Origin of the sequence: Pseudarthrobacter sp. 1C304 (assembly GCF_052245515.1) — a bacterium.
GTDB lineage: Bacteria > Actinomycetota > Actinomycetes > Actinomycetales > Micrococcaceae > Arthrobacter.
This window is the reverse complement of sequence record NZ_JBQQCH010000002.1, coordinates 38758-55423: the sequence shown is the minus strand read 5'-3', so window position 1 is coordinate 55423 and position 16666 is coordinate 38758. Positions and strand designations below refer to the sequence as shown.

Here is a 16666-nt window from a genome sequence, read left to right as displayed (position 1 = left end):
CAGGTCCGGATGGGTACCTTTCGAATTTACCGCACCTTTTTCACACCCTGCCATGGAACGGCGGTCATACCGCGGGAACATCAGCCTGCGGGGTGTCAGTTTTGCGAGCAGGGGGCGGCGCCGGCCGTCCCGGGTGTGTTGGGCGCCCAGTGCGGGTAGCTGCGGGTGTCGTTGGCGGGCACCCAGCGCCCGGAGTCCACCACGTAGTCCCAGCCGAGGCCGGACTGCCGCAGTTCCTGGATCCCCGCGAGCAGCCGCTGGGCGTCCTCCAGCCGGGACCCGAGCCCGAAGCTGGCCCGCAGGGAGCCGGAGGGAAGTCCCAGGCGCCGGAGCAGGGGGTGGGCGCAGAACCGGCCGTCGCGCAGGCCGATGCCGTGTTCCGCCGACAGGTACGCCGCCACCAGGCCGGCATCGTAGCCTGCCACGGAGAAGTTGACGACGCCGATCGTGCCCGTGCCCGGCCCGTTACCGGGACCACTGGCGGGACCACTGCCTGCCGGCGCATCGAAGGTGGCGCTGTCCGAAAAGATCTGGTGGACCGTCACCCCGTCGATCCGGTCGAGGCCCTCGACCAGGAAGGACCGGATGGCGTTCTCGTGCGCGTGCCACTGGTCCTGGTCCAGGCCGGCCACCACCTGGGTGGCCCGGGCCAGCGTGGCGGCGCCCAGCACATTGGGTGAGCCCCCTTCGTGCCGGGCCGGGCCCGTGGTCCAGCTGACGGTGTCGAGGCGGGCGTCCTGCACGGCGCCGCCGCCGGCCAGGTGCGGGGTGCCGGCGTCCAGCCAGTCGGGACGGCCCACCAGGACCCCCGCACCGAACGGCGCGTAGAGCTTGTGGCCGGAGAAGGCGAGGTAGTCGACGTCGTCCGCGGCAATGTCGATCCGCCGGTGCGGGGCCAGTTGTGCGGCGTCCACGACGATCCGGGCGCCGTACTCATGGGCCAGGGCGGCCAGGGCCCGGACCGGCAGGACCTCGCCGGTGACGTTGGAGGCGCCGGTGACGGCCAGGAGACTGACGCCGCCGTGGGCGAGTTCGCCGCGGAGCAGTTCCAGCGTCCCGGCGAGGGTCGGCGCGGCGATGACGCTGCGGTGCGGCACCCGCTGCCAGGGCAGGAGGTTGGCATGGTGTTCGATGTCGAGGTACAGCACCTCCCCGGTGGGCTCACCGCCGCCGGCGGCGGGAAGGCAGCCAGCCAGCAGGTTCAGGGAATCGGTGGTGTTCCGGGTGAAGATCACCGCATCGTCCGGCCGCCCGCCCACGAAGTCGCGGACGGTCGTGCGGGCGTTTTCGTAGACGGAGGTGCTGATCTGGGAGGCGTAGCCGGCCCCGCGGTGGACGCTGGCGTAGTAGGGCAGGATCTCGTTGAGGTAGGCCGAGACGACGGACAGGGCCGGGGCGGACGCGCCGTAGTCCAGGTTGGCGTACCGGACGTGGCCGCCCTGGATCAGCGGTGCCTGGATCTCGGCCCCGGTGACAGCGGCGAGCGGCTGGCGGGCGACGTCGAACCGCGCATCGGACGGGGCAAGGCCGCCGGCCTGGAGTGCGGCAGGGGCAGGGAAAGTGGCAGTAGTCATGGGACCTCGCTGGAAAAGGACCCCACGCACCGGGGATCCGCGCTTGCCGGGTCCGCTCCGGACCGGCCAGGTCGTCACCCGGGGCACCCCACCGCGAATGGAGGGTTGCCGGCCAGCAAACCGGGGTTTAGCGCTGGCACTCGTGACCTGTTCTCGAGCCTAGGACAATCGCTCTTCCGGCGGAAAGGCGCGCTCTGATTATGAAGCGGTTTGTTACGCCGGAACCCCCGGCGTCTGCGCGGCGGCCGCAATGCTGAGGCCGAACAGCGCGTCCAGCGCCGCCGTGTAATCGTCCTGCCGGCCGGCGGCGGCGAGTTCCCGGGCGCGCAGCGTCGGGGCATGCAGCAGCCGCCGCACCAGGTGCCGCAGGGCGCGGTTAACCTCCTCCGCCGGGACGTCCCCGCCGTGCCGTGTGCTGACGCGATCCATTTCGCTGCGGAGGAGCCCCTCGAGGTGCCCGCGCAGGGCGACGACGGCGGCATCCGCCCCGCGGACGGCGTCCAGTTCGTTGAAACGGCAGGCGGCCTGCCGGACCAGCGCCCGGGCTGAGCGGAGGGCCTCGGCGTCCGCCGGGGGAGCGCTGCGGTGGACCGAGTCCAGCGTGATGACCTCCACCCCGGGCAGGTCCGCCATGCGGGGGTCAAAGTCATGGCTGGGTGCCAGGTCGATGACGGTGAGGGGATGCGCCGCGTCCGCGCGCCACCGGCCGAGGGCGGCGGCGTCGATGCGGGCTCCCGCCCCGCTGCAGCCGATGAGGAGGTCGGCGTTGGCAACTGCCGTGGGCAGGTCGCTGGCGGAGAGTGCGCGGCCGCCCCTGGCCGCGGCGAAGGCCTCTGCGCGGCCGGAGTGGGAGAAGACGGAGACGGCGGAGCATTTCCGGTTCCTCAGCAGTTCCGCCAGGCAGCCGGCATAGGCGCCCGTTCCGACGAGGACGGTGGACGCCCCCGCGATCCCGGACGGCCTGGTCCCGGCGGCTAGGTCCAGGGCAACGGAGGCGATGGAGGCGCCTGCGCTGCTGAGTGCCGTCTGCGCCCCCACGTCCTTTGCCGTGCGGGATGCGGCCTGGAACAGCCGGTCCAGCCGGCCGCTGGACGTTCCGGCGGCCTGCGCCGCGGCCAGCGCCCGCCGGACCTGGCCGGCCACCTCGCGTTCACCCACCACCACCGAGTCCAGGCCGGCGGCCACGGCCAAAAGATGTTCGGCGGCCGCGGCCCCTTGGAGTTCCCCGAAGAGGGCCGACACGAGGTTCCGGGGCAGCCCCGAGCAGCGGTGGATCGCGCCGAGGACATCTGCCCGGGCGGCCGCACGCGCCGCCGCGGCGGTGACATCGCAGTAGATTTCGAACCGGTTGCAGGTGGCGAGGACCACGGACGCGGCCACGGCTGTGCTGCCGGCGACAAGGTGCGGTGCGAGCCCGGCGGCCGCCGCGTGCAGGGCCGCGGCTGATTCGAGGTCCAGGTCCCGGTACTTCGCCACCAGCACCAGCAGCGCCGGCCCGGTTCCGGGTGCCCCGGCTGCCCCGGCTGTTGCGGCAGCGCCGCGGACCGGGGCGTGAACGGTGTCAGACAAGGCTGCTCTCCTCCCAAAAAGATGCCCTACCTTGGCGGCGGGCTGTGGGGCCGCCGTCGAGGACAGGCTCCTATGGGGAGGTTGGGGAATCCTTGGAGGTGGTGAGCTAGAGGAGGTCGTCCAGTCCCGGGTTGAGGCGCTTGAGGACCTCGGAGTGCAGGATGGAATTGGTGGCGAGGGCGTTGCCGCCGAAGGGGCCGTCCTCGCCGTCGAGGGAGGTGAAGCGTCCGCCGGCCTCGGTGACGATCGGCACCAGCGCGGCCATGTCGTAGAGGTTCAGTTCGGGCTCGCAGGCGATGTCGACGGCACCTTCGGCCACGAGGCAGTAGGACCAGAAATCGCCGTAGGCCCGGGTGCGCCAGACTTCCTCCGTGAGGCCGATGAACTCGTCAAGGTTGCCGCGCTGCTTCCAGCCGCCCAGGCTGGAGTAGGACAGCGAGGCATCCGAGAGCTGGGAGACGTTGGAGACCCTCAGCCTGGTGGCGGCCGCCAGCGAGCGGCCGGTGTACGCGCCGGCACCTTTGGCGGCCCACCAGCGTTTGCCCAAAGCGGGGGCGCTCACGACGCCGACCACCGGCTCGCCTTCGTCGACGAGGGCGATCAGCGTGGCCCAGACGGGGACGCCGCGGACGAAGTTCTTGGTCCCGTCGATCGGGTCGATGATCCAGCGGCGGGAGCCGTGCCCGGAACTGCCGAACTCTTCGCCAAGCACGGCGTCGCGGGGGCGGGAACGGGACAGCTGGCCTCGGATGGCCTCCTCGGCGGACTTGTCGGCGTCGGTCACCGGGGTCAGATCCGGCTTCGTCTCGATCCGAAGGTCGAGTGCCTTGAAGCGGCTCATGGTCTGGGAATCTACGGAATCTGCCAGCACATGGGCAAGACGCAGGTCATCGTTGTAGCTCGAAGCGGGTTGACTCATGGTTCCAAACTACCGTCAAACCGCGCAGGGGCGCGGTAGGCGGCACCGCTGCCCGCTACGAGACGGTGCCCAGTTCCTTGACGTCCTGTGCTTCCATCCGCGGGTCCGTTCCCAGCAGGCGGCGGAGGGAAGCGAGCCGGGCCGGGCCGGATTCGCCCGCGTGGCCGGCGGCCACCCACGCGTCCACACCGCAGTTGACGGCCGTGGAGTCGTGCTTGCAGCCCCGCTCGCAGTCGTCGGTCCCGGGTTCGAGGTCCGGGAAGGAGCGCATGATCCGGTCCGGGTCCACATGGGCCAGGCCGAAGGAGCGGATGCCCGGTGTGTCAATGATCCAGCTGCCCGCGGGCGCATCGTTGACCTTCAGGGCAAGCGCGGAGGACGACGTGTGGCGGCCGCGGCCCGTGACGGCATTAACGCCGCCGGTGGCCCGCTCGGCGCCGGTCAGCGCGTTGACCATGGTGGACTTCCCGACGCCGGAATGGCCCAGCATGACGGTGACCTTGCCGTCGAGGTGGGCGCGCAGCTGCGACACGGCGTCCTTGTCCAGCCGGGCGGACAACCCGTCGTCGGAGCGGGCGTCAATGCCGGACGCGGCGGAATCCGCGGTCTTGGAGATGATCACCGGGAACCCGAGGTGCCGGTAATTGGCGAGGAGTTCCGCGGGATCCTTGACGTCGGCCTTGGTGACGAGCAGCAGCGGCTCGATCCCGGCGTCGTACGCGGCCACGAGCGCGCGGTCGATGAACCCGGTCCGCGGCTCCGGATTGGCCGCCGCCACCACGATCACCAGCGTGTCGGCATTGGCCACCACGGCCCGCTCGATCGGGTCGGTGTCGTCGGCGCTGCGCCGCAGGAGCGTCCGGCGGTCCTGGATTTTGACCAGCCGGGCCAGGGTGTCGGGCTCGCCGCTGACGTCCCCGACGAGAGAGACGAAGTCGCCGGCCACCACGGGGTTGCGGCGCAGTTCCCGGGCGCGGGCGGCAATGATCTTGCGTTCCGTGGGAAGGCCTTCGTCCACGACGGCGGTGTAGCGCCCGCGGTCAACGGTGATGATCCGTCCGGTGACGGCGTCCTCGTGGGCGGGCCGGTCCTTGGTGCGGGGCCGGGTGCCCTTTTTGTTGGGGCGGATCCGGACGTCCGATTCGTCCCAGGAGTCAGTGCTGCGTGCCACCGGTTGTGTCCTTCTGCGTGGCGGCCGTCTGCGCGGCTGCCGTCCCGGGCGCGCCCTGGGCAAGCATGGCCTCCCACAGCTGCGGGAAGTCCGGCATGGTCTTGGCCGTCGTGGCAATGTCCTCGACCTCGACGCCGGGCACGGCCAGGCCGAGGATGGCGCCGGCTGTGGCCATGCGGTGGTCGGCGTAGCTGTGGACGACGCCGCCGTGCAGGGGCGCCGGCCGGATCACCAGGCCGTCGCTGGTTTCCTCGGCGTCCCCGCCGAGGCGGTTGATTTCAGCCACCAGCGCGGCCAGCCGGTCTGTCTCGTGCCCGCGGAGGTGGGCGATGCCGCTCAGCCGCGAGGGCCCCGAGGCCAGGGCGCAGAGCGCCGCTACCGTGGGGGCCAGTTCGGAGGTCTCATCGAAGTCGGCGCCCTTGATCTCGGGGCCGCCGGTGACGGTGAGGGTCCCGTCCGTGAACGTGACGGTGGCACCCATCGTGGTGAGGATGCTGCGCCACAGATCGCCGACCTGGGTGGTCGGGGCGGGCCAGTTGGGGATGCGGACGGTGCCGCGGGTGGCCAGGGCTGCCGCCAGGAAAGGTCCCGCGTTGGAGAGGTCCTGCTCGATCCGGAGGTCAAAGGCGCGGATGGGGCCGGGGGAGACCACCCAGTGGTTCGGCCGGGAATCGTCCACGGCCACGCCCACGCCGCGGAGCACGGCCACGGTCATGTTGATGTGGTCCAGGCTGGGGACAGGGCCGGGGTTGCCGGCGCTGCGGTGTTCCAGGTGCAGCCCGTCGGTGAACCGGGCTCCGGCAAGGAGCAGGGCGGACACAAACTGGGAGGAGGCGCTGGCGTCGATGACGAGGTGACCGCCGCGGACAACACCTGCGCCCTCCACAGCGAACGGCAGGGACGACGCCGGACCGCCGTCGGCCGCGCTGACGGAGACGCCCAGCCCGGCCAGCGCCTCGATGATGGTGCCCATCGGGCGTTGGCGGGCATGCGGATCGCCGTCGAACACGGCCACGCCCCGGCGCAGGGCCGCGACGGGCGGCACGAACCGCATCACCGTTCCGGCCAGGCCGCAGTCGATGGAGGTCCGGGCCGCGGGGGCATCCGCCGGAATGGGAGTCACCGCCAGGTCGGGGCCGAACGCGCCGTCGCCCGGAACCTCCGTGATGGTGGCGCCGAGCTGCCGCAGCGCCCCGATCATTAGGGCGGAGTCCCGGGAGTGCAGGGGAGCGCGCAACCGCGAGGGCCCGTCGGCGAGGGCTGCCAGTACAAGGTAGCGGTTGGTCAGGGACTTCGATCCCGGCACGGTGACTGTCGCGTCGACGGGCTGTCCGGCGAACGGCGCCCGCCAGTGCGGGGCCGCGCCGGCCGGAGCAGAGGAGGCAGCTGCGGTGGGGGTGGTGCCTGTCATTGCCGTCTTAGGCCCCGGCGGTGTGGTCGACGGCTTTGCGGACGGCCTTGTCGGCCTTCTTCAGCTGCTTGTTGGTGGTCTTCTTGACATCGGCGGCGAGGTGGCCGGCGCTCTTCCGGGCGTCCGCGGCGAGGTGCTCGGCGCGCCAGGCCAGGCTGGGGCGGCCGTTGGTGTCCACGGCGGCCAGCAGCACGCCGCCGGTCAGCGAGACGTTCTTGAGGAGCTGCTTGCGGCGGGCCTCGCGGCCCTCCTTGGAGGTGATGTCGGCGCTGCGCCACTCCACGTAGCTGTTGAGCGCGGAGATGACGGCCAGGACGGTGGCGGCCAGGCGTGCCGACTTGCCGAGCGCAAAGAGGACGCCGGCGCCCACCTGCGTGCCGCCGATGACACGGGCCAGGACCTTCTCATCGGCCTGGAAGGGCAGGGATGCAGCCGCGCGGCGCAGCAGGGGGGAAAGCTGCGACGCAGTGTCGTCCGCGTTCTTGAGCTTGTCCATGCCTGCAAGGACGAAACTGGAGGCGAGCATGGGCCGGGCGAGAAAGCGGACAACGGACATGAATTTCCTCCTGGATGGACGAGCCGCGGAATCGATGCGGGAGAACCGGTTCTAGTCTTGCACTTTTGCGGAATATTTGCCTGCCCGGCGGGGTTGGACATGGCGAGAACACCGGCCGCACACCCGGCCGGAAGGATGCCGCAGGGAGGCCATGATTTGATTCTCGTTCAGGACAGGGCAAGCACCCGGCAGGACATCGCCATGCCGGCCGTTCCGGGCGCCCGCCCGAAGGTGACAGTAGACTTGGACGCAATGAGCACCATGGATCCGGCCGTTGCGGCCATGCACGACGCTGCCGCCCAGGAAATGACCGTGGACGGGCAGGAACTCGATGTCGCGGCGGAAACGCCGGAGGAACGCCGGGTTCGGTTCGAACGCGACGCCATGCAGTACGTGGACCAGCTGTATTCCGCGGCGATGCGGATGGCGCGGAACCCGGCTGACGCCGAGGACCTGGTCCAGGAGGCGTACACGAAGGCGTTTTCAGCCTTCCACCAGTACAAGCCGGGCACCAACCTCAAGGCCTGGCTGTACCGCATCCTGACGAACACCTACATCAACCTCTACCGCAAGAGGCAGCGCGAGCCCCTGCAGTCGAACTCGGACACCATCGAGGACTGGCAGCTGGCCCGGGCGGAGTCACACACGTCCACGGGCCTGCGGTCGGCCGAGGCCGAGGCGCTGGACCACCTGCCGGACTCCGACGTGAAGCGGGCCCTGCAGGCCATTCCGGAGGAATTCCGGCTGGCGGTGTACTTCGCCGACGTCGAGGGGTTCGCCTACAAGGAAATCTCAGACATTATGAACACCCCGATCGGGACCGTCATGTCCCGCCTGCACCGGGGCCGCAAGATGCTGCGGGACATGCTCGCCGACTACGCGGCAGAGCGGGGATTTAAGGCTGCGGATACCGCCGCGGCGGCCGGAAGCAACACACAGGAGAACAGGAAATGAGCGACTGCCAGGGACTGGGCGATTGCGATGATGCCCGGATGCAACGGATCTACGAGTATCTCGATGGTGCCCTCACCCACGATGACATTGCGGAGATCAAGGACCACCTGGAAGGCTGCCCGGAATGCTTCGAGCAGTACGACCTGGAGTGTGTCATCCGCGTCATGGTGAAGCGCTCCTGCACCGAGGCCGCTCCGGAGAACCTGAAGAATTCGATCCTGGACCGGATCCACTCCAGCAACTCTGTTTAGGGATTCGAGCCCGACCCGGACAGGATAAACAAATGACCCCGGCAGCCGTCAGGCTGCCGGGGTCATTTGTCCAAGGCGGGGGTACCCAAGCAGTGCTTAGGTGTTGGGGCGCTTGCCGTGGTTCGCGCCGCCACGCTTACGGTCACGACGTTTACGTGCACGCTTGCTCATAGCTGGCCTCCTTATTTCTAGGTACTCAAAAGAGCTGCCCTCAAGTCTCCCACATCGGGGCACCCGCCGCGAACCGGCGGCCGGATCACTCCAGCGAATTGCGGATGGAGATCCGGGCCTGGTCCAGCACCGTCTTGACCGTCTCCAGCGTCACCGGGGTGATGGGGTGCCGGCCGCCATGGCGGCGCAGTTCCACGCGGATGTCGTCGCGGAAGGCCTGCACCAGCATCTCCGCTTCCCGCAGCCGGCGGTCGCTCTCGGGCGAGTAGCGTTGGGTCGCCAGCGAGGCGACTGTCGACCCGGCGGCCCTGGCCGAGGACCGGGCTGCCTCGGCCGTCGCGGCGAGGTCCGCGCGGAGCCCGCGCATGTTCGCCTTGATGTCCTGGCGCAGGCCGTCGGCGAGCCGCCGGACGGAGGCGGAAATGTCGTTTTCCACGTCGGCCAGTTCATCGCGCCGGCGCTCCAGTTCCACGAGTCCTGCCGGAGTGATGCTGTAGAGGGTCCTGCGGCCTTCGGTGTGGGTGGCGACGAGCCCTTCCTCCTCGAGCTTGCCGAGCCGGGGGTAGATGGTTCCGGCGCTGGGGGAGTAGGTCCCGCCAAAGCGTTCGCTGAGCGCCTTGATGAGTTCGTAGCCGTGTTTGGGGCCGGACTCCAGCAGCGCGAGCAGGTAGAGCCGGAGGGCGCCGTGGGCGAAGACCGGCGGCATCAGAGCCCCGAATCGGTATCAGTGCGCGCCGGGCGGTGGAAGATGGACGTTTTGCCCGAGACGGAGTTGGTGCGGACCAGCATGAGCTGGGTATCGGGTCCGGCGATGGTCTGCACGCCGCCGCCGGGCTGGGTGTACTTGGTGTCGCCGATGACAATGGCGCCGCTGGCGGACTTGGCAATGATGTCCACCCCGACGTCATGCGGCACGCGGAGGGTGACGTCGCCGGAGACGGAATTGGCGCCAAAGTCCTCGGTGAAGCCGTGCAGGTCGAAGGTCAGGTCGCCGCTGACCGTGTTGGCACGGACGTGGCTGAGATCGCCGGAGGCCGTTACTTCGCCGGACACGCTCTTGGCCGTCAGCACGCCGTGGTGGTTGCGCGCGATGACGTCGCCGCTGACGGTGTTGACGGCGAGGTCTCCGGACGTGCCGTCGGCCAGGACGGAGCCGGAGACGGTGTTGAGCCGGGTGTGACCGCTGGTCCCCGAGACCATTCCGTCGCCGCTGACGGTGCCCGCCTCGACGTCGACGCCGGCCGGCAGGGCGATGCTGATGACCGTCGAGTTGTTGCTGTTGTTGCTGACGGTGTCCATCAGGTTCTTGAACCAGCCCTGCGGGCCGTGGAGCTGGTGCCGGACCTCGAGGCGTCCGTCGACCAGGCTGATCGCCAGCGGGTCGCCGCTGACCTCGGACACCTCGATCCTGGCAACGGCCTCCTCGTGGGTGACAATGTCGAACCGCCCCCGCACAATGCCGAGCTTGAGGGATCGGACGCCGTCGACGTCGATGGTCTGCGGGCCGGTGACGGTCCAGTTGTTCTCTGCCATGGTTCCTCCGGGGAAGCAATACCACAAGCATTCACTTGCGATATATCGTGACTATGGACTCACGATATATCGCGGGAGGGGAGGGGTCAAGATATATCGCGAAATTCCCGCCTGGGACTACTCCGGGGCATCCATTCCCAGCCACTGGAACCAGCCGCGGTGCAGCACGAGCCAGGCCATCAGCCCGTAGCCGGCCTGGCCCGGGGTGCCGGCGTTGGCGGCGAGGTCCTGCCGCCATTGCTCGTGGTTCAGGAGCGGGGAGAACGTGTCGACATAAAGGTGCTTGCGCCGGGTGGTGACATCGGCGAAGGCGGTGTTGAGCTCGCCCAGCCGGCGGTTCTGGGCCGGGTCCAGGGTCGGCGGCGGGCCCACGACGAAGACCTCGATCTTGTTCTGCGAGGCGGAGTCGAGGATGTTGGCGAGGTTCAGCCGGCTGCGGGCCGTGGACAGTCCAAATTCGACGTCGCGGCCGGAGAGGCCGATCACCAGGCGGTTCTCGTAGTGGCCGTTGAAGCGGCGGCCCGCCTCCTCGAGCCAGCGGGCAGCCAGGCCTTCCGTGCCCTCCTGCGGGCAGGGCAGGGAATAGCATTCCAGCGACAATCCGTCCTGCGGGGTGCGCGCCAGCACCCGTCCCAGCCAGCCCAGGGCCCGGGGGTCACCCAGCCCGGCCAGCAGTTCATCACCCACGGCTGCGATCCGCAGCTTTCGATCTTCCACGACTACCTCTTTACTCCCGAGCGTCCATTAAACCGTCCCGCGCGCCGTCACGCCGCCGCGGGACAAAGCCGGTTAAACAACGCTGCCCGGCCGGAGTTGCGTGTTTCAATCTCCGGCCGGGCAGCGTTGGCGTTACTTGCGTGCGAATGCCTGCTTGAGCAGCGCGTCCTGCTCGGCCGCGTGCCGCTTCATGGATCCAGCCGCGGTGGAAGCCGAGGCGGGCCGTGAAACGAGGCGGACCCGGCGGTCCAGCGCGTCCGGAAGGTTGAGGCCGATGAACGGCCACGGGCCCTGGTTGGCGGGCTCGTCCTGGGCCCACACCACCTCGGCGTTCGGGTACTTGGCGAGCTCCGCGGCAATCTCGGCCGCCGGCAGCGGGTACAGCTGCTCGACGCGGACGATCGCCGTGGTCTTGTCGCCGGTCTTCTGCCGGGTGGACAGCAGATCGTAGTACAGGCGGCCGGAGACCAGCAGCACACGCTCGACGGCGTTGGCCTGCAGTTCCTCGTGCTCGGGGATGACCGGCCGGAACGTCCCGGTGGTGAAGTCCTCCACCGACGATGCCGCTGCCTTGAGGCGGAGCAGCTGCTTCGGCGTGAAGATGATGAGCGGCTTGCGCGGCCGGCTGTAGGCCTGGCGGCGCAGCAGGTGGAAGTGCGACGCCGACGTCGTGGGGTTGGCCACGATCATGTTCTCTTCGGCGCACAGCTGCAGGAAGCGCTCGATCCGGGCGGAGGAGTGGTCCGGGCCCTGGCCTTCGTAGCCGTGCGGCAGCATCAGCACGAGCGAGGAACGCTGGCCCCACTTCTGCTCGGCCGAGGAGATGAACTCGTCAATGATGGTCTGTGCACCGTTGACGAAGTCACCGAACTGCGCCTCCCACAGCACCAGCGCGTCCGGGCGTTCCACGGAGTAGCCGTATTCGAAGCCCATGGCCGCGTATTCCGAGAGCAGGGAGTCGTAGATCCACAGCTTGGCCTGGTCGTCGGAGAGGTGTGCCAGGGGCAGCCACTCGTCGCCGTTGGCACGGTCGTGGAAGACGGCGTGACGCTGCACGAACGTGCCGCGGCGCGAGTCCTGGCCGGCGAGCCGGACCGGGACGCCCTCCATGATGAGGGAACCGAAGGCGGCCAGTTCGCCGAAGCCCCAGTCGATGCCGCCTTCGCGGGACATGACCTCGCGCTTTTCCAGCAGCTGCTTGAGCTTGGCGTGGACCGTGAACCCCTCGGGGAAGTCCACGTGGGCCTTGCCGATGCGGGCCAGGGTCTCGGCGGAAATTGCCGTGGACGCGGGGGCATTGATGCTCGAATCGGACTGCTGGGCCATGGGCCGCTCCAGATCGGAGACCGCGGCGGAATCCGCGGTGATGATCGGAATCGGGGAAGTCTGGGCGGCATGGGTTTCCGCGAAGACCCGCTCCAGGCGTTCCTGGTAGTCGCGCAGGAGCTGCTCGGCTTCTTCTTCGGTGATGTCACCGCGGCCGATCAGGGACTCGGTGTACAGCTTGCGGACCGAACGCTTGGCCTCGATCAGGTTGTACATCAGGGGCTGCGTCATCGAGGGGTCATCGCCCTCGTTGTGCCCGCGGCGGCGGTAGCAGACCATGTCGATCACAACGTCCTTGTGGAACCGCTGGCGGAACTCGTAGGCGAGCTGGCCGATACGGACCACGGCTTCCGGGTCGTCGCCGTTCACGTGGAACACCGGCGCCTGGATCATCTTGGCAACATCCGTGGAGTAGGTGGACGAGCGCGACGAGGACGGTGCGGTGGTGAAGCCGACCTGGTTGTTGACCACGATGTGGATAGTGCCGCCGGTGCGGTACCCGCGCAGCTGGGAGAGGTTGAGCGTTTCCGCCACAACGCCCTGGCCGGCGAATGCGGCGTCGCCGTGGACCATGATCGGCAGCACGGGGAAGTTGTTGCCCTGGTCGAGGCGGTCCTGCTTGGCGCGGACAATGCCTTCGAGGACGGAGTCCACGGCCTCCAGGTGCGACGGGTTGGCGGCGAGGTAGACCTTGGTCTCCTTGCCGTTGTCCGACGTGAAGGTGCCCTCGGTGCCCAGGTGGTACTTGACGTCACCCGAGCCCTGCACGGAGCGCGGGTCCTGGGTGCCTTCGAATTCGCGGAAGACCTGGGCGTAGGTCTTGCCGGCGATGTTCGTGAGCACGTTGAGCCGGCCGCGGTGGGCCATGCCGATCGCCACTTCGTCGAGTTCGTCGTCGGCCGCGTCGGAGATGATGGCGTCCAGCAGCGGGATCAGGGACTCGCCGCCTTCCAGGGAGAAGCGCTTCTGGCCGACGAACTTCGTCTGCAGGAACGTCTCGAAAGCCTCGGCCGCGTTGAGCTTGGAAACGATCCGCAGCTGCTCATCCCGGCTCGGCTTGGAGTACGGGTGCTCGATCTGGTCCTGGAACCACTTGCGCTCGGCCGGGTCCTGGATGTGCATGTACTCGATGCCGGCGGTGCGGCAGTAGGCGTCGCGGAGGACTCCGAGGATGTCGCGGAACTTGAGCATCGGCTTGCCGCCGAAGCCCCCGGTGGGCCATTCGCGGTCCAGGTCCCACAGGGTGAGGCCGTACGTCAGGACATCGAGGTCCGGGTGCTTGCGCTGGACGTACTCGAGCGGATCGGTGTCCGCCATGAGGTGGCCGCGGACGCGGTAGGCGTGGATGAGCTGCTGGATCCGGGCGACCTTGTTGATCTCATCGGCCGGGTCCACCTGCAGGTCCGGGCTCCAGCGCACCGGTTCGTACGGAATGCGGAGGGACTCGAAGATCTCGTCGTAGAAGTTCTGGGCACCGAGCAACAGCTGGTGGACCAGCTTCAGGAACTCGCCGCTGCCGGCACCCTGGATGACGCGGTGGTCATAGGTGGAGGTCAGCGTAAGCACCTTACTGATGGCGTTCTGCGCGATGATCTTCTCGCTGGCGCCCTGGAACTCCGCGGGGTAGTCCAGTGCGCCGACGCCGATGATGGCGGCCTGGCCCTTGGACAGGCGCGGCACCGAGTGCACCGTGCCGATGCCGCCCGGGTTGGTCAGGGAGACGGTGGTGCCGGAATGGTCATCGGCGGTCAGCTTGCCGGTGCGGGCACGCTTGATCAGGTCCTCGTAGGTGTGCCAGAACTCGGAGAAGTTGAGGGTCTCCGCCTTCTTGATGTTCGGCACCATGAGCAGGCGGGTGCCGTCGGGCTTGGGCATGTCGATGGCGATGCCGAAGTTGACGTGCGCCGGCTGGACGGCGACGGGCTTGCCGTCGATCTCGTCGTAGTAGACGTTCATCGAGGGGAACTGGGCCAGGGCGCGGATGACGGCGTAGCCGATCAGGTGCGTGAAGGAGACCTTGCCGCCGCGGGCGCGGGCCAGGTTGGAGTTGATGACCACGCGGTTGTCGATCAGCAGCTTGGCCGGAATGGCGCGCACGCTGGTGGCGGTCGGAACTTCCAGGCTGGTGACCATGTTGGTGGCGATGGCCTTGGCCGGGCCGCGGAGGACGGAGACGACGTCCTCTTCCGGCGCCGTCGGGGCCTTGATGTTCTTGGGCAGCTGTGCCGGGATCGGCGCCGTGCCGGGGCCGGCATCCGAGGTCTTGGAGCCGTCGCGGGCCACCGTGGCGGGAGCCTTCTTGGCGGCGGGAGCGGCGGGGGCCGCAGCGGCGGGGGCGGCCGGCTGCGCTGCCGGGGCCGGTGCTGCAGGGGCGGCCGGCTGCGCTGCCGGGGCCGCGGGAGCTACAACCGGAAGTTCGCGGGTGGCGGGGTGCGCAACTGTCGCTGCGCCTGAGGCTCCGTTGGTGGAGGAACTGTCTCCGGCGTCAAAGGATTCGAACAAGGGCCACCACTTGGCATCCACCGTGTTCTTGTCCTGCTGATACCGCTCGTACAGTTCGTCAACGAGCCACTCGTTTCCGCCAAATTCCTCTGGTAGACGGTGGCTAGGCTGCTCTGGCACTTGAATTACGCCTCTTCCATGAGTTTGATTCCCGACTGGTTTCACGGCGCCGCATCACGACGGTTGTACCAGTCTCCGCGTCCAGTGAACCCAGACCCATGCCAGTCTAGTGACGATTCTTGCCAAACCGCCAATAAGGGTGACTCAAATCATCAAGTCGTCTTAAAGCGTCGAAGCGGCCGCTCAGCCGGGCCCCCGGAGGGTCGCTAGAATCGCACAGAGACAACCCGTTGAGCACCGGAATGCCTATTAAGGAGCAGCCGTGCGTTTCCTGAGCGAGCCCACCACAGACCTGACCTATTCTGACCTCTTCCTCGTCCCGTCCCGCTCGGACGTGCTTTCCCGGCTTGACGTGGACCTGGCCGCCGACGACGGGACGGGTTCCACCATTCCGCTCGTGGCGGCAAACATGACCGCCGTGACCGGCAAACGCATGGCCGAGACCATGGCCCGGCGCGGCGGCTTGGCGGTGCTGCCGCAGGACGTGCCGCTCGACGTGATCCGTGACGTCACGGCCTGGATCAAGGCCCGCCACGCCGTCCTGGAAACCCCGGTCACGCTGGCGCCGTCCAGCACAGTCATTGATGCCCTGCACCTGATGGGCAAGCGTCCGCACGGTGCCGTGGTGGTGGTGGACGACGCCGGTGCCGTCACCGGCATCGTCCGGGCCTCGGACTGCGAGGGGCAGGACCGTTTCGCCTCGCTCGCCTCGGTGATGCGCCGCCAGCCGCTGGTGCTGGACGCCGCAACGCTCGACGGCGCCCCCGGCGCCGCGGCGGAACAAGGCCTGCGGGGGGCGTTCGAGGCCATGGACGCGGCCGGGACGGACCTTGCGCCGGTGCAGCGGGACGGCGTCCTGGCCGGTGTCCTCACCCGCAAGGGCGCGCTGCGCTCCACGCTGTACCGGCCCTCGCTGGACGGAGCCGGCCGGCTCAAGGTCGCCGCCGCCGTCGGGATCAACGGCGACGTCGCCGGGCGGGCGGCGGAACTCCTCGCCGCCGGCGTCGACGTGCTGGTCCTGGACACCGCGCACGGCCACCAGCAGAAAATGTTTGATGCCCTCGCCGCCGTCAAGGCACTCACCCCGGGCGTTCCCGTGGTGGCCGGGAACGTGGTCACGGCCGACGCTACGCGTGAACTGATCGAGGCCGGGGCGGACATCGTGAAGGTTGGCGTCGGGCCCGGCGCCATGTGCACCACCCGCATGATGACGGCTGTGGGCCGGCCGCAGTTCTCGGCGGTGCTGGAATGTTCGGCCGCCGCCCGGGCGGCCGGCGGCCGCGTCTGGGCCGACGGCGGAGTCCGCTACCCGCGCGACGTCGCCCTCGCCCTGGCCGCCGGCGCCAGCCAAGTCATGATCGGGTCCTGGTTCGCCGGCACGCATGAAAGCCCCGGGGACCTGCAGCAGGACGCCGGCGGGCGGCAGTACAAGGAAAGCTTCGGCATGGCCTCTGCCCGCGCTGTGCAGAACCGCAACCAGCGCGAGGGCGCCTTTGAAAAGGACCGCAAGGCCCTGTTCGAGGAAGGCATCTCCACCTCCCGGATGTTCATCGATCCGGCGCGGCCCGGCGTCGAGGACCTGCTTGACATGATCACCGCCGGGCTCCGCAGTTCCATGAGCTACGCCGGCGCCGCGGACCTCGCGGCGTTCCGCGAGCGCGCTGTGGCAGGGATCCAGTCCGCTGCGGGATACGAGGAAGGACGCCCGGTGCCGCAGAGCTGGTGAGGCGTGCTGCTCCTGTAGACTGAGCTTCTTATGGACAGTAAATCTAGGTGCCGGCCTGGGGGCTGTCAGCGGGGAACGGACACCGTTCCCGCGCAGTCTTCCCGAAGAGCCGGCAAACCCCGTTCACGCGCCCATCACTCTCCGGCTGCCCGCCACTGCGCGGCCT

The 16666-nt window shown here is 69.0% G+C and carries 14 protein-coding genes and 1 riboswitch; of the genes, 3 read left to right on the top strand and 11 right to left on the bottom strand.

Annotated elements, in window-relative coordinates; genetic code table 11:
- Positions 1-95 precede the first annotated feature (95 nt).
- The 6 genes from ACTWQD_RS04320 to ACTWQD_RS04295 form a co-directional block, all read right to left on the bottom strand.
- Positions 96-1574 (bottom strand): aminotransferase class V-fold PLP-dependent enzyme, encoded by a 1479-nt coding sequence (locus tag ACTWQD_RS04320; protein WP_443194961.1) that lies wholly within the window; start codon positions 1572-1574, stop codon positions 96-98.
- A 34-nt stretch (positions 1575-1608) separates the two neighbouring features.
- Positions 1609-1722: riboswitch (SAM riboswitch) on the bottom strand.
- Between the two features lie 65 nt (positions 1723-1787).
- Entirely contained in the window at positions 1788-3143 is a 1356-nt protein-coding gene (locus tag ACTWQD_RS04315; protein ID WP_443194960.1) for a glutamyl-tRNA reductase, read from the bottom strand.
- Positions 3144-3249: 106 nt separating this feature from the next.
- Complete coding sequence (gene hisN / locus ACTWQD_RS04310; protein ID WP_066432848.1) at positions 3250-4062, bottom strand: histidinol-phosphatase; 813 nt, start codon at positions 4060-4062, stop codon at positions 3250-3252.
- Positions 4063-4117: 55 nt separating this feature from the next.
- On the bottom strand, positions 4118-5233 hold the full coding sequence (gene rsgA / locus ACTWQD_RS04305; protein WP_443194959.1) for a ribosome small subunit-dependent GTPase A: 1116 nt from the start codon (positions 5231-5233) through the stop codon (positions 4118-4120).
- Positions 5217-6644: a 3-phosphoshikimate 1-carboxyvinyltransferase gene (gene aroA, locus ACTWQD_RS04300; RefSeq protein ID WP_443194958.1), complete on the bottom strand. Its 1428-nt coding sequence runs from the start codon at positions 6642-6644 to the stop codon at positions 5217-5219. Before aroA ends, rsgA begins: the two co-directional genes overlap by 17 nt.
- 7 nt (positions 6645-6651) lie before the next feature.
- On the bottom strand, positions 6652-7200 hold the full coding sequence (locus ACTWQD_RS04295) for a DoxX family protein (protein WP_066432855.1): 549 nt from the start codon (positions 7198-7200) through the stop codon (positions 6652-6654).
- A 306-nt stretch (positions 7201-7506) separates the two neighbouring features.
- On the opposite strand from ACTWQD_RS04295, the gene ACTWQD_RS04290 reads away from it, so the two are divergent.
- Both ACTWQD_RS04290 and rsrA read left to right on the top strand, forming a co-directional pair.
- Positions 7507-8154, top strand: coding sequence for a sigma-70 family RNA polymerase sigma factor (locus ACTWQD_RS04290; RefSeq protein WP_443195517.1), 648 nt, complete (start codon positions 7507-7509; stop codon positions 8152-8154).
- On the top strand, positions 8151-8405 hold the full coding sequence (gene rsrA / locus ACTWQD_RS04285) for a mycothiol system anti-sigma-R factor (RefSeq protein WP_443194957.1): 255 nt from the start codon (positions 8151-8153) through the stop codon (positions 8403-8405). Before ACTWQD_RS04290 ends, rsrA begins: the two co-directional genes overlap by 4 nt.
- A gap of 96 nt (positions 8406-8501) precedes the next feature.
- On the opposite strand, the gene ACTWQD_RS04280 is transcribed toward rsrA, so the two are convergent.
- The 5 genes from ACTWQD_RS04280 to ACTWQD_RS04260 form a co-directional block, all read right to left on the bottom strand.
- Positions 8502-8576 carry a 50S ribosomal protein bL37 gene (locus ACTWQD_RS04280; RefSeq protein ID WP_369299106.1) on the bottom strand — a complete coding sequence of 25 codons (75 nt, stop codon included), beginning with the start codon at positions 8574-8576 and terminating at the stop codon, positions 8502-8504.
- Between the two features lie 85 nt (positions 8577-8661).
- The gene (locus tag ACTWQD_RS04275) at positions 8662-9282 is read right to left on the bottom strand and encodes a PadR family transcriptional regulator (protein ID WP_443194956.1); all 621 of its coding nucleotides are present in this window, start codon (positions 9280-9282) and stop codon (positions 8662-8664) included.
- Positions 9282-10109, bottom strand: a complete 828-nt coding sequence (locus ACTWQD_RS04270; RefSeq protein ID WP_443194955.1) for a DUF4097 family beta strand repeat-containing protein — start codon at positions 10107-10109, stop codon at positions 9282-9284. The genes ACTWQD_RS04275 and ACTWQD_RS04270 overlap by 1 nt, the downstream gene beginning before the upstream one ends.
- A 117-nt stretch (positions 10110-10226) precedes the next feature.
- The gene (locus ACTWQD_RS04265; RefSeq protein WP_443194954.1) at positions 10227-10826 is read right to left on the bottom strand and encodes a GDSL-type esterase/lipase family protein; all 600 of its coding nucleotides are present in this window, start codon (positions 10824-10826) and stop codon (positions 10227-10229) included.
- Between the two features lie 132 nt (positions 10827-10958).
- Positions 10959-14774: a multifunctional oxoglutarate decarboxylase/oxoglutarate dehydrogenase thiamine pyrophosphate-binding subunit/dihydrolipoyllysine-residue succinyltransferase subunit gene (locus ACTWQD_RS04260; protein WP_443194953.1), complete on the bottom strand. Its 3816-nt coding sequence runs from the start codon at positions 14772-14774 to the stop codon at positions 10959-10961.
- Positions 14775-15036: 262 nt separating this feature from the next.
- Between ACTWQD_RS04260 and ACTWQD_RS04255 the strand changes: the two genes are divergently transcribed.
- A complete protein-coding gene (locus ACTWQD_RS04255; protein WP_443194952.1) occupies positions 15037-16500 on the top strand; it encodes a GuaB1 family IMP dehydrogenase-related protein in 1464 nt (487 codons plus the stop codon).
- The last annotated feature ends 166 nt before the right edge of the window (positions 16501-16666 follow it).